Origin of the sequence: Burkholderia sp. JPY481, assembly GCF_038900515.1 — a bacterium.
Classification (GTDB): Bacteria; Pseudomonadota; Gammaproteobacteria; order Burkholderiales; family Burkholderiaceae; genus Paraburkholderia; species Paraburkholderia youngii.
This window is the reverse complement of record NZ_JAYMRT010000007.1, coordinates 171,491-183,386: the sequence shown is the minus strand read 5'-3', so window position 1 is coordinate 183,386 and position 11,896 is coordinate 171,491. Positions and strand designations below refer to the sequence as shown.

The following is an 11,896-nucleotide window of genomic DNA, read 5'->3' as shown; positions in this document are numbered from 1 at the left end:
CCGGTCGTCGCGGCGGTGGCGTTACCAGCACGCCGGCGCCGCGCTCGCGTCATTTGAGTTCGTAAAGGCCGGTGTGGGTCGTCGAGTCGATTTCGTTCAGATGCGTCATGAAGCGCGCGACCGCGTTGGTGGTCTCCGCGCTGACCGGCAGATGCGGCACCTTCAGCGCATGCAGCCGGAAAATAAACCGATGCGTGCGATCGCCGCGCGGCGGCGCGGCGCCGCCGAAGCCGACTGTCCCATAGTCGTTGCGCAACTGTATCGCGCCCTGCGGCAGCAGCGAGCCGTCGGCCTTGCCGGCGTTGCGCGGCAGCGAGCGCGCGTCGGCCGGGATGTTGACGACGACCCAATGCCAGAAGCCGCTGCCGGTCGGCGCGTCGGGATCGTGAACGGTGAGCGCGAAGCTTTGCGTGTCCGCGGGTGGCGCTTCCCATTGCAGTGACGGCGAGATGTTTTCGCCGTCGCCGCCGAACGCCTTGTCGTTGTACTCGTGGTCTCTCGGCATGAAGCCGTTGTTGGGAAAGTCGTCGGACCAGAGACGGAAGTCAGCCATGATGTGCCTCCCTTGTTGATTGCTTCTGGGATCGTCGGAGTGCGCGATGTCCCGGCGGCGAGGCGCATCTCGCGGGCATGCCGGAGCGCGTGAGGACGTGCCGTGAAAGCGCCAAGAAAGCACCCGGAAAACGCCGCCGAAGCGTGCCTCGAAGGTATCTCGAAAGCATGCCGGGTGAGCTTTTCGAGTGTAGCACCAGCGGCCGGAGACTCGCGCACAAGGCAGCCCGCGTGTGGTTTCAGCCGCGTTCCTCGAACTCCGGCGCGTCGCTTCTAATCCACGCGACGAGCCGCTCGATCACACCCGCGATATCGCGATTCGCACCCCGCAAAGCGCATTCCCACACAACCGCGACGCGCCAGCCGCTCGCCAGCAACGCGGCGCGCACCTTGTCGTCGTTGCTGCGATTGCGGCCGATCTTGTCGCGCCAGAAGTCGGGCCGCGTCTGCGGCCATTTGAACAGATGACAGTCGTGGCCATGCCAGAAGCAGCCATGCACGAGCACCACGGCGCGATAACGCGGCAGCACGACGTCGGGGCGGCCGGGCAGATCGCGCGCGTCGAGCCTGAAGCGCAGACCCCGCCGATGCAGCAGGCTGCGGATCAGCACCTCCGGCTTGGTGTTGCGGCCGCGAATGCCGGACATCATCCGGCTGCGCGTCGCGCTATCGACGATATCGACCATCGTCAGAGGGCCAACGGGTCGCGCGGCCGCTCAGGCGTAGAGCGGCAGGGAGTGTTTCGACGCATCGCGGGTCGGGTGGGCGAGCAGGGTCTGCACATGCGGCAGCATGATACGCGCCACTTCGCGCATCACCGGCATCACGACGCTGTTGCCGAACTGCCGGTAGGCCTGCGTATCGCTGACCGGAATCCTGAAGGTGTCGGGAAAGCCCATCAGCCGCGCGCATTCGCGCGGCGTCAGACGACGCGGGCGCAGCGCCTCGCCCTGATAGACGAGTATTTCGGAGCCGTCCTTGTGATAACGCGCGGACAGCGTGCGCGTCACGCTCTCCGGATACGCCATGCCGAAACCGAAGCCGTTGCCCGCCGCGCGATGCTTGGCCGCGTAGTTCTGCAGATACGCCCACAGCTTCGGGGTGAGCGTGTACTTCGGCTGCACGCGGCGCGCGGCGTGATCGAAGAAGCGGTCGTGGTCCCACGGCAGCACGGGTTCCGTGCCGTCCGTGCGATGCAGGATCGCGCCGAGCCGCGGACCCTCGTCGGGCAGCCGCAGATCGTCCCACGTGAACGCGGTCTTGCCGCGAAAGCCGACGATGATGATGCGCTCGCGATGCTGCGGCGTGAAATGCTGGCCATCGATCACGCGGTAGTGCACTTCGTAGCCGAGCTCGTCGCGCAGCGTTTGCAGGATCACGTCGAAGGTGCGGCCCTTGTCGTGCGACAGCAGATTTTTCACGTTTTCGAGCAGGAATGCGGCGGGGCGCTTCGCGGCGATGATCCGCGCGACGTCGAAAAACAGCGTGCCTTGGGTCGTGCATTCGAAACCGTGCGGCCGGCCAAGCGCGTTTTTCTTGCTGACGCCGGCGATCGAAAACGGCTGGCACGGAAAGCCGCCGAGCAGCACGTCGTGGCTCGGCACGTCCTCGGCGGGAAACGTGACGATGTCGCCGATCAGCGCGTGCGCGCTGCCGCTCGCGGCGCTGTCGCCGTAGTTCTGACCGTAGTTCTCGCGATAAGTCCGCGTCGAGAATTCGTTCCACTCGCTGGTGAACACGCATTCGCCGCCGTGCGCCTCGAAGCCCATCCGAATGCCGCCGATACCCGCGAACAGATCGATGAAGCGGAAGCGCGCCGTGTCGCCCGCCTGTTGCGCCTCACGCGCGCCTTGCCGCAGCAGATCGCGCAACGCGGGTTCGAGCATCGCGGGACAACGCGTTTCACCTTTTTCCCAGCGACGCACCGTCTTGATGTCCTTGCCGACATGGGCTGCGATTTCGCGTTGGGTGAAACGGGCGCGCGCCTGCTTGAGCAGGTCGAATGGGGCGACGAGGGTCACGTGGCGTCCTGGCTGGGAATTTTTGCGGACATTATGACCTAAGGTCGTCCCCTTTCCCTATTTTTAGCGCGGATTGATCAGGATTTTTTCGCGATATGTCGCGTTGCTGTGATTGTCGGCGGCGTAGGAGCGGTGAGGCAGTGTGTGGGCTGGCGAGATCAGGCCGACTTCGCCTTCTTCGCCGGCTGAGCCGGTTCGAATCGCGAGGTCGGAGCGGGCGCGAAGCGTTCCCATTCGGGCAGCGGCGTCGAGGCGAGCCGATCGAGCTGCAGCAGCAGGCTGTCGACTTTATCCAATTGGGCGGGAGATAGCTGGCCGCTGTCGACCAGCGCGGTCAGCCGTTTGCGCCAATAGGTGGCGGGCAGGATCGGACCGCCGAAATCGCCACGCAGCGATACGTGCATCACGCGTGCGATGTGCGCGATATCGTGGTCGATCAACGCAGCTTGCGATGATCCCGAAATCGTAGTGTCCGTATGGTCCATGACTCCTCCCTGAACGCATTTACGGCGGTGCGCGGCGAGACTTTAGGCCTAATTTGATAAAAAACTTGCCCGATCGCCCATCGGCATTCGACGATGGCGCCGTGCCGCGCGCGGCACGGCCCCCGGGAACAGCCGTTGCTAAATCCCACATACCGGCGGAATACCGCGCCGGCATCTCTGTCGACTACGCATATGGGAGCCGAACATGAACAAGGATCAAGTGAAGGGCGTTGGCGAGCAGGTCAAGGGCAAGGTCAACGAGGCCGTCGGCAAGGCCACGAACGACCCCGCGAAGGAACTCAAGGGCGATGTGCAGCAGGGCGCCGGCAAGGTGCAGAAGGCCTATGGCGATGCGAAGGAGGACGCCAAGGACAATGCAAAGCGCGGTCATCACTGACCCCGTTCGGCGTAGGTTGCCGTAACGGCGAGGCGTCGCGACTGTCGCGGCGCCTTTGTTTTTCGGACGGTGCAGATCGGAGCGCGCCAGTCCGATTTCACTGTTTGGGTCGCGGCTGACGCTCGCGCGGCGGCCGGCCTGGGAGTAACCCGTGATCACGATGATGGGCATTCCGCACGCGCCGCCAGCCCTTTAGACTTGGCGGAAATCCCAGCAGGAGGTCGCGCCAATGACACCCGAAAAGATACTTTCGATGTTCGAACGGCAGTACCTGGAAGGCAAGGCGCCGCCCGATCTCGAAGCGACCTGTGCGAGCTTCGCGACGTGGCTTGCGGCCGCGTGGGAACTGCTCGACGGCACCGAGAAGACGCTGCTGGTGACGGTCGGCGCGACGTTGTGGCGAGAGGGCTTCAACCTGCGCGCGGGCACGGCGACGAAGGACTTGTGGTGATCCGCCGATCGCGAACGGCGCTGTTGCCGCGGCGTCTGTAAGGTCTTCGCGCGGCCTCGCACGCGTTGTGGCGAGTCGGTTTATATTGGGCGGTCTTGCAATTTCTGACCCTAGGGCGACCCGAACCCATGACCGATTTATCCGCTTTCGCGATCACGAAGAAATGGCCGGCCGAGCATCCGGACCGGATTCAGCTCTATTCGCTGCCGACGCCCAATGGCGTAAAAATCTCGATCATGCTCGAGGAAACCGGCTTGCCGTACGAGCCGCATCTGGTGCGCTTCGACACCAACGATCAGATGACGCCGGCGTTTCTGTCGCTGAACCCGAACAACAAGATTCCGGCGATCCTCGATCCGCACGGTCCCGACGGCAAACCGCTGCCGCTGTTCGAATCGGGCGCGATCCTGATCTATCTGGCCGACAAAAGCGGCCAGCTGATCCCACAGGACGCCGCTGGGCGCTACGAGACGATCCAGTGGGTGATGTTCCAGATGGGCGGCATCGGTCCGATGTTCGGCCAGGTCGGTTTCTTCCACAAATTCGCCGGCAAGGAATACGAGGATAAGCGTCCGCGCGATCGCTACATCGCCGAATCGAAGCGGCTGCTCGGCGTGCTGGAACAACGCCTCGACGGACGCGCCTGGGTGATGGGCGACCAGTATTCGATCGCCGATATCGCGATCTTCCCGTGGGTGCGCAATCTGGTCGGCTTTTATGAGGCCGGAGAGCTGGTCGGCATTCAGGACTTCCCGAACGTGCGGCGCGTGCTGGCTGCGTTCGTCGAGCGTCCGGCGGTAGCGCGCGGCCTGAATATTCCGCAGCGGCCGGCCTGATGGCCTGCGTCGCCTCGGCGGTTCTTCGTGTCCTTGAAATTAGTACCGCTGAGCGCGTATAACTTTTTAGCTGAGTAAAGTTCTTACCGGCTTTTCGGGCGGCTTTTCGGGCGGCCTTCGCGCGGCAGCGCCGTGATGCGACCGGACAAAAAGGTGGAGCAATGAGCGCCGTTACATTGTTCGCATGGTCCGTTCCGGCGTATTTCCAGGATTCCGTGGTCGATCACACCTGGGTCACGACTTACGACAGCCGCGTGAAGATATATCCGGCGCTGGCGGATGTCCTGCTCGCGGGCGAGCATTATTGGTACAGCTGGGGCAGCTTCCACGCCCGAGGTGGGACGCCGGTCAGTGCGGATGGTTTTCTGGCTTCCGGCGCGGCAAATCTGCTTTATGCTAGTTGCTTATGTAAGCCCGATGTGGACTCGAACATCGATCCGGCCGCTCGTGGAACGATCTTCAGCTATGGTCGCGATGGTGTATGCCATCAGCTGTCGAACCAGATTCTTTGGGCGACCGGTGGCGCTGGAGCAGCTCCAGCTACGGTGCGCGCGTCCAGGGGCTACTGGTTGAGCAACGCGATCTTCGGAACGTACGGCAAGCAGCATGCTGCATGGGCGAGCAAAAAGATTCAGTGCTCGACACCAAGCGGGAGTAACGCCATGAAGTCAGCACATCAGGAATCCGATGTCGACGATTTTCAGGAGCATCTTCAGGCGACCTTGAAGGGTCCCGACGCGCAAGCGAAGATCAAGTCGTTGATGAATCATCGCCGCGCATTTATGGTGCAGGTCGAGCGTTTGCAATACGCCCCGCAGGGTAGCGATGCTCCGTCGGCCTCGGAGCTCAATCAGGCCTATTCGTCTTTTCTCCACGACGCCGCCGACATTCTGGGTGCCGAGGACTTCGAGCGAGTATTCGGTGAACGCCCAAAGGATCACATGAACGTCGTCGATCCTTCGATATACGAGCAAAGTCTGCGTCGGCCGATGCAAAAATAACGGGGCCGTTGGACTGGCGTCGCCTCAGACGCGTTTCGCGATCACCGTCGTCGAACTCGCAAGGTCGAGATTCTTTTTTGCGCTTAGCTGTTTCACGAACGATCGATCCAGCAGATGACAGAGGAAATGCTGAAGGCTTGGGGCTATTTCCACGATTGGTTTCTGGACAGCGTGCTCATCGGGCAGAATCGAGCTTTCCGAACCGCTGTCCGGCGACGGCAACGAGGACCAACTACCAGAAGAACTGAGCGGGACGATGGAGATTCACATTCGCGGCGATTAGTCAGCGCTGTGGGAGCCCATGTTGTAATACTTTTGCGGGCAACGCCGGGAAGCTATCTGGTCCCCCTGACAGGAATCGAACCTGTATCTAGCGCTTAGGAGGCACTTGTTCTATCCATTGAACTACAGGGAGAGGACCGGGCCGGACAGATCGGCGAGGACTCGGTGAGTCCACACTGACCGGCGAGCGCAGAGTATATCAAACCGGCGCGGGCAAAAGGAGAGCCAAGCCAGCAACCGGCCCGCGCGCCCCAACAACCTCAAAAAGAAACGGCCCCGCAGACATCGCCTGCCGGGCCGTGCAAACCACCTGACCATCCGGCGAAGGGCACCCAACCGCGCCCATCGCCCGACGTCATGACAACATTAAAACTCGACTACCGCGAACTCCGCCTTGCCCACGTCGCACAGCGGGCAGCGCCAGTCTTCCGGGATGTCGGCGAAGCGCGTGCCCGGCGCGATGCCTTCTTCGGGCAGGCCGTCTTCCTCGTTGTAGATCCAGCCGCAAATCAGGCAGACCCAGCTCTTGTATTCCGTCACTTCGATTACTTCACTCACGACACACTCTCTCGTTCAATGCAATGGCCGGCTGCTCTGCCCCTTTATGGGGCGGCGCGGCGACCCGCAATATTACCGGAATTAGTCAATTCAGCCGCAGACGACCTGTGCGCCGCGGTCGCAACGCATCCGCGAGGCCCGGGCTCGCGGCGACCGGTCTCGTCACACAAAGCGTGTACGCTTTGCTCTGCAAGCTATCTGATTCGACAGATGTGGCGCCCGCCTGGCATGGATTGCGACGATCGGTCTCAGGACCAGGCTGCTGGCGGTATCGCGTGGACGAGTTTCGCTTCCAAAGGAGAAAACGATGTTTAAAAACAGACGGTTGGTCGGCATCGTGGCGGCAGGACTGCTCGCCGTGTCGGGCGTGGCGCAGGCGGAGGGCGTGACCTTCGTGCAACCGGCGGACGGGGCGACCGTCACCAACCCGGTGCACGTCGTGTTCGGCCTCGACGGCATGAAGATCGCGCCTGCCGGCACGATGACGGAGGGCACCGGACATCATCATCTGCTGGTCGACGGCAAGCCGCTGCCGAAAGGCGAGGTTATCGCCGCGACCGACAAGTCGCTGCACTTCGGCAAAGGCCAGACCGAAACCGATCTGACGCTGCCGCCGGGCGACCATACGCTGACGCTGCAATTCGGCGACGGCGCGCATCGCTCGTATGGGCCGCAGATGAGCAAGACGATCACGGTGCATGTGAAGTAAGCCGTTGTTCGAAAAGCCGGGCCGGCGCGCGGGTGTCGCCGGCCGCACCGATTGCGTTGCACGCCGCCTTGCACGCATCTCCCCCCAGGCATCCCTGCGACCGGCCCCGCGCCCGGTACAATGAGCAGTTCCGACTCATCGCTGTCTTCTCCCATTCCCATGTCGCTTTACACCATTACCGGAGCCCAGCTCGCGTTCGGTCACGTCGCGCTGCTCGACCACGCGGATTTCTCGCTCGAAGCGGGCGAGCGCGTCGGGCTGATCGGGCGCAACGGCGCGGGCAAGTCGTCGCTGTTGAAGATCGTCGCCGATCTGGCCAAACCCGACGACGGCCTCGTCTCGCGTCAACAGCATCTGAGCACGGTGTACGTGCCGCAGGAGCCCGAGTTCAACGCCGACGACACCGTGTTCGACGCGGTCGCCGCCGGTCTCACCGAGGCGCGCGCGCTGCTCGACGAATACGACGCGGTCGCGCATCAGCTCGCCGACACGCCGGAAGGCGCGGAACACGACGCGCTGCTTGCGCGCATGAACACGCTGCAATCGTCGCTGGACGCCGCGGACGCATGGAACTGGAGCACCCGCGTCGCGACCACGCTGCAGCAGATCGGCCTGAACGGCGAAGCGCGCGTCGGCTCGCTGTCGGGCGGCATGCAAAAGCGCGCCGCGCTCGCGCGCGCGCTCGTCGTGCAGCCCGACGTGCTGCTGCTTGACGAGCCGACCAACCATCTCGACTTCGACGGCATCCGCTGGCTCGAAGACCTGCTGGTGTCGCTGCGCGCGGGGCTGCTGTTCATCACGCACGATCGCGCGTTTCTCGACCGCGTCGCGACGCGCATCGTCGAACTCGATCGCGGGCGGCTGCTGTCGTATCCGGGCAATTTCTCCGCGTACCAGACGCGCAAGGCGCAGCAGCTCGAAGTCGAGCGTATCGAGAACGAGAAGTTCGACAAGCTGCTCGCGCAGGAAGAAGTGTGGATTCGCAAGGGTGTCGAGGCACGCCGCACGCGCAGCGTGGGGCGCATCGCGCGGCTCGTGCAGATGCGCAACGAGCGCGCCGAGCGCCGCAACGTGCAAGGCAACGTGAAGCTCGACGTCGGTCAGGGCGAGAAGTCCGGCAAGATCGTCGCGGAACTGACGGACGTGACGAAGCGCTATGGCGAGCGCACGGTGGTGGACCGCTTCACGGCTACGGTGATGCGCGGCGACAAGATCGGCTTCGTCGGTCCGAACGGCGCGGGCAAGACCACGCTGCTGAAGCTGATCCTCGGCGAACTCGCGCCAGATGAAGGCAATGTGCGCGTCGGCACCAATCTGCAGGTCGCCTATTTCGATCAGATGCGCGCTGCGCTCGATCTGGAAAAGAGTCTCGCCGACACGATCAGCCCGGGCAGCGAGTGGGTCGAAATCAACGGCCAGAAGAAGCACGTGATGAGCTACCTCGGCGACTTCCTGTTCGCGCCGGAGCGCGCGCGTTCGCCGGTCAAGTCGCTGTCGGGCGGCGAGCGCAACCGGCTGTTGCTCGCGCGTCTGTTCGCGCGTCCGGCCAACGTGCTGGTGCTCGATGAACCGACCAACGACCTCGACATTCCGACGCTCGAACTGCTCGAAGAACTGCTGATCGATTACGACGGCACGGTGCTGCTCGTCAGCCACGACCGCGCGTTTCTCGATAACGTGGTGACGTCGGTGATCGCATCGGAAGGCGGCGGCAAGTGGCGCGAATACGTCGGCGGCTTTACGGACTGGCAGACGCAGCGCGATCGATCGGAGCAACTCGCGCTCGAAGCACAGAAGGAATCGAGCAAGGAAGCACCGAAAGAAGCGGCGCCGAAGGAAAGCGCCACGGGCCGCAATGCGCAGCGCAGCGCGAAGCTGTCGTTCAAGGAGCAGCGCGAACTGGAGGCGCTGCCGAAAATGATTGCCGACCTCGAAGCCGAACAGAAGGCGATCGGCGCGCAGCTCGAAGACGGCTCGGTGTTCGCGAAGGATGCACGCGAAGGCGCGCGTCTGACCGAGCGCTATGCCGAGATCGACGAAGAACTGATGCTCGCGCTCGAGCGGTGGGACGAGTTGGAAAACCGCGTCAAGTGACGCAACGCGGTGCGCGCGCCGCATGGCGCGCTTCCTCACGCATGAGCTGATGCAGCATGCGCGGGCGGCACGAAAACAACAGAGAACGCCGCTGCGCATGCATTGAATGTTCAGCGGGCGCACGTCCGTGCAGTTCCGCCGCTACCTGCCGATAGCCATTGCGCCGCCGTCCCGCGAGACGTCCATCCTCCGGCGCATGTCCCCCAGCGCCCGCCGCGCCTTATCCAGTCGGCCAATTCAGCGCGACGTCAATTGCCGCCGTGATCGAAATCAGTACAATACCCCGCGAACAGGCTTCCCCGGCGGGCTGAGCGTCGATGCTCGGCCTCTGAGCGCGCCAGCGGAAGCCGCGCAACAAAACAGCTTGCCCGCACTGCGGGCACTCCGCCTAACCCTGTTGTTTCGTTTCGCTTTTTTTGAAAACTCAACGCATTGTCCACGGCCCTGTCCACAGGACCTGTGGACAACGATGAACCGACGCACCGAGTCAATCATGTCTACGAAAAAGCCAAACGCCGCGTATAGCGAAGCGTCGATCAAGGTGTTGAAGGGTCTTGAGCCGGTCAAGCAACGACCCGGCATGTACACCCGCACCGAGAATCCGCTGCACATCATCCAGGAAGTCATCGACAACGCATCGGACGAAGCCCTCGGCGGCTACGGCCGGCAAATCACGGTCACACTGCACGCGGACCATTCGGTCTCGGTCGACGACGACGGCCGCGGCATTCCGTTCGGCCTGCACCCCGACGAAGGCGTACCGGTCGTCGAAATCGTTTTCACGCGCCTGCATGCGGGCGGCAAATTCGACAAGGCCGCCGGCGGCGCCTATACGTTCTCGGGCGGTTTGCACGGCGTCGGCGTGTCGGTCACGAACGCGCTGTCCACGCGGCTCGACGTCACCGTGTGGCGCGACGGCAAGGTGGCCGAACTGAGCTTCGCGCACGGCGACGTCGCGAAGCCGCTCCAGGTGCGTGCCGCCACCAAGGCCGACAAGAAATCCGGCACGCGGGTGACCGCGTGGGCCGATCCGAAGTACTTCGATTCGCCGAACCTGCCGCTCGGCGAGTTGCAGCGTCTATTGCGCTCGAAAGCGGTGCTGCTGCCGGGCGTCGAAGTCACGCTCGTCAACGAAAAGACCGGCGAGCAGCAAAGCTGGAAATACGAAGACGGCCTGCGCGGCTATCTGCTCGAAGGCATGAACGGCAGCGATCTGCTGATTCCGCTGTTCGAGGGCGAGCGCTATGCGGAAAGCTCGCGTTCGAGCGAAGAGACGTTCGCCGAAGGCGAGGGCGCAGCGTGGGTCGTCGCGTGGAGCGAGGAAGGGCCGCTCACGCGCGAGTCGTACGTGAACCTGATTCCGACGCCCGCGGGCGGCACGCATGAGTCGGGTTTGCGCGACGGTCTTTATCAGGCGGTCAAGAGCTTCGTCGAGTTGCACAACCTGCAGCCGAAAGGCGTGAAGCTGCTTGCCGAAGACGTGTTCGCGCGCGTGTCGTTCGTGCTGTCGGCGAAGGTGCTCGATCCGCAGTTTCAAGGGCAGATCAAGGAGCGCCTGAATAGCCGCGACGCGGTCAAGCTGGTGTCGTCATTCGCGCGGCCGGCGCTCGAACTGTGGTTGAACCAGCACGTCGAGCACGGCAAGAAGCTCGCAGACCTCGTGATCAAACAGGCCCAGGCGCGCACGCGCGCGGGCCAGAAAATCGAGAAGCGCAAGAGCTCGGGTGTCGCGGTGCTGCCCGGCAAGCTGACCGATTGCGAATCGACGGAAATCGGACGCAACGAGCTGTTCCTCGTCGAGGGTGACTCGGCGGGCGGCTCCGCGAAGATGGGCCGCGACAAGGAATACCAGGCCATTCTGCCGCTGCGCGGCAAGGTGCTGAACACGTGGGAAACCGAGCGTGATCGTCTGTTCGCGAACAACGAGGTGCACGACATTTCGGTAGCGATCGGCGTCGATCCGCATAATCCGGACGACAAGGTCGATCTGTCGAATCTGCGCTACGGCAAGATCTGCATTCTGTCGGATGCGGACGTCGACGGCTCCCACATTCAGGTGCTGCTGCTCACGCTGTTCTTCAAGCACTTCCCGCAGCTGATCGAGCGTGGCCATGTGTGCGTCGCGCGGCCGCCGCTGTTTCGCGTCGATGCACCCGCGCGCGGCAAGAAGCCCGCGCAGAAGCTCTATGCGCTCGACGAAGGCGAACTCGAGGCGATTCTCGACAAGCTGCGCAAGGACGGCGTGCGCGACAACCAGTGGTCGATCAGCCGCTTCAAGGGTCTCGGTGAAATGAGCGCCGAGCAGCTGTGGGACACCACGATGAATCCCGACACGCGCCGCCTGCAACCGGTTGCGCTCGGTGAACTCGACTACGACGCGACCGTCGCGCGCATGACGATGCTGATGGGCAAGGGCGAAGCGGCGTCGCGCCGCAGCTGGCTCGAAGAGAAGGGCAACGAAGTGGAAGCGGACATCTGAGCGCATTTGCGCCTCGATGCGGCATACGACA

Annotated in this window: 12 protein-coding genes and 1 tRNA gene; 7 read left to right on the top strand and 6 right to left on the bottom strand. The window is 63.4% G+C overall.

Annotated elements, in window-relative coordinates:
- Window positions 1-49: 49 nt before the first annotated feature.
- The 4 genes from VSR82_RS19030 to VSR82_RS19015 form a co-directional block, all read right to left on the bottom strand.
- On the bottom strand, window positions 50-553 hold the full coding sequence (locus VSR82_RS19030) for a YbhB/YbcL family Raf kinase inhibitor-like protein (RefSeq protein WP_013088806.1): 504 nt from the start codon (window positions 551-553) through the stop codon (window positions 50-52).
- 238 nt (window positions 554-791) lie between these two features.
- Entirely contained in the window at window positions 792-1,238 is a 447-nt protein-coding gene (locus tag VSR82_RS19025) for a very short patch repair endonuclease (RefSeq protein ID WP_429460525.1), read from the bottom strand.
- Window positions 1,239-1,268: 30 nt separating this feature from the next.
- Window positions 1,269-2,573: a DNA (cytosine-5-)-methyltransferase gene (dcm, locus tag VSR82_RS19020; protein WP_429460523.1), complete on the bottom strand. Its 1,305-nt coding sequence runs from the start codon at window positions 2,571-2,573 to the stop codon at window positions 1,269-1,271.
- 158 nt (window positions 2,574-2,731) lie between these two features.
- Complete coding sequence (locus VSR82_RS19015; RefSeq protein ID WP_368584588.1) at window positions 2,732-3,058, bottom strand: hypothetical protein; 327 nt, start codon at window positions 3,056-3,058, stop codon at window positions 2,732-2,734.
- Between the two features lie 205 nt (window positions 3,059-3,263).
- Here VSR82_RS19015 and VSR82_RS19010 point away from each other — a divergent pair, with 205 nt between their 5' ends.
- The 4 genes from VSR82_RS19010 (at window position 3,264) to VSR82_RS18995 (ending at window position 5,743) form a co-directional block, all read left to right on the top strand.
- Entirely contained in the window at window positions 3,264-3,455 is a 192-nt protein-coding gene (locus VSR82_RS19010; RefSeq protein WP_013088810.1) for a CsbD family protein, read from the top strand.
- Between the two features lie 229 nt (window positions 3,456-3,684).
- Window positions 3,685-3,906 (top strand): hypothetical protein, encoded by a 222-nt coding sequence (locus VSR82_RS19005; RefSeq protein WP_368584589.1) that lies wholly within the window; start codon window positions 3,685-3,687, stop codon window positions 3,904-3,906.
- Between the two features lie 128 nt (window positions 3,907-4,034).
- The gene (locus VSR82_RS19000) at window positions 4,035-4,742 is read left to right on the top strand and encodes a glutathione S-transferase C-terminal domain-containing protein (RefSeq protein ID WP_410849730.1); all 708 of its coding nucleotides are present in this window, start codon (window positions 4,035-4,037) and stop codon (window positions 4,740-4,742) included.
- Between the two features lie 161 nt (window positions 4,743-4,903).
- Complete coding sequence (locus tag VSR82_RS18995; protein WP_498857992.1) at window positions 4,904-5,743, top strand: hypothetical protein; 840 nt, start codon at window positions 4,904-4,906, stop codon at window positions 5,741-5,743.
- Window positions 5,744-6,083: 340 nt separating this feature from the next.
- Here VSR82_RS18995 and VSR82_RS18990 read toward each other — a convergent pair.
- Together VSR82_RS18990 and VSR82_RS18985 are read right to left on the bottom strand one after the other, a co-directional pair.
- Window positions 6,084-6,158: transfer RNA gene (locus VSR82_RS18990), tRNA-Arg, on the bottom strand.
- 233 nt (window positions 6,159-6,391) lie between these two features.
- Window positions 6,392-6,583, bottom strand: a complete 192-nt coding sequence (locus VSR82_RS18985; protein ID WP_013088815.1) for a rubredoxin — start codon at window positions 6,581-6,583, stop codon at window positions 6,392-6,394.
- Window positions 6,584-6,890: 307 nt separating this feature from the next.
- On the opposite strand from VSR82_RS18985, the gene VSR82_RS18980 reads away from it, so the two are divergent.
- The 3 genes from VSR82_RS18980 to VSR82_RS18970 all read left to right on the top strand — a co-directional run bounded on the left by VSR82_RS18980 (window position 6,891) and on the right by VSR82_RS18970 (window position 11,865).
- Window positions 6,891-7,292 carry a DUF4399 domain-containing protein gene (locus VSR82_RS18980; RefSeq protein ID WP_368623457.1) on the top strand — a complete coding sequence of 134 codons (402 nt, stop codon included), beginning with the start codon at window positions 6,891-6,893 and terminating at the stop codon, window positions 7,290-7,292.
- 159 nt (window positions 7,293-7,451) lie between these two features.
- Window positions 7,452-9,386 (top strand): ATP-binding cassette domain-containing protein, encoded by a 1,935-nt coding sequence (locus tag VSR82_RS18975; protein WP_368584610.1) that lies wholly within the window; start codon window positions 7,452-7,454, stop codon window positions 9,384-9,386.
- 493 nt (window positions 9,387-9,879) lie between these two features.
- Window positions 9,880-11,865, top strand: a complete 1,986-nt coding sequence (locus VSR82_RS18970) for a DNA topoisomerase IV subunit B (RefSeq protein ID WP_368584596.1) — start codon at window positions 9,880-9,882, stop codon at window positions 11,863-11,865.
- Window positions 11,866-11,896 lie beyond the last annotated feature (31 nt).

Excerpts from the sequence above, each read along its gene's own strand:
- VSR82_RS19030 (WP_013088806.1), bottom strand. The coding sequence starts at position 553 with ATGGCTGACTTCCGTCTCTGGTCCGACGACTTTCCCAACAACGGCTTC.
- VSR82_RS19025 (WP_429460525.1), bottom strand. The coding sequence starts at position 1,238 with ATGGTCGATATCGTCGATAGCGCGACGCGCAGCCGGATGATGTCCGGC.
- VSR82_RS19015 (WP_368584588.1), bottom strand. The coding sequence starts at position 3,058 with ATGGACCATACGGACACTACGATTTCGGGATCATCGCAAGCTGCGTTG.
- VSR82_RS19010 (WP_013088810.1), top strand. The coding sequence starts at position 3,264 with ATGAACAAGGATCAAGTGAAGGGCGTTGGCGAGCAGGTCAAGGGCAAG.
- VSR82_RS19005 (WP_368584589.1), top strand. The coding sequence starts at position 3,685 with ATGACACCCGAAAAGATACTTTCGATGTTCGAACGGCAGTACCTGGAA.
- VSR82_RS19000 (WP_410849730.1), top strand. The coding sequence starts at position 4,035 with ATGACCGATTTATCCGCTTTCGCGATCACGAAGAAATGGCCGGCCGAG.
- VSR82_RS18995 (WP_498857992.1), top strand. The coding sequence starts at position 4,904 with ATGAGCGCCGTTACATTGTTCGCATGGTCCGTTCCGGCGTATTTCCAG.
- VSR82_RS18980 (WP_368623457.1), top strand. The coding sequence starts at position 6,891 with ATGTTTAAAAACAGACGGTTGGTCGGCATCGTGGCGGCAGGACTGCTC.
- VSR82_RS18975 (WP_368584610.1), top strand. The coding sequence starts at position 7,452 with ATGTCGCTTTACACCATTACCGGAGCCCAGCTCGCGTTCGGTCACGTC.
- VSR82_RS18970 (WP_368584596.1), top strand. The coding sequence starts at position 9,880 with ATGTCTACGAAAAAGCCAAACGCCGCGTATAGCGAAGCGTCGATCAAG.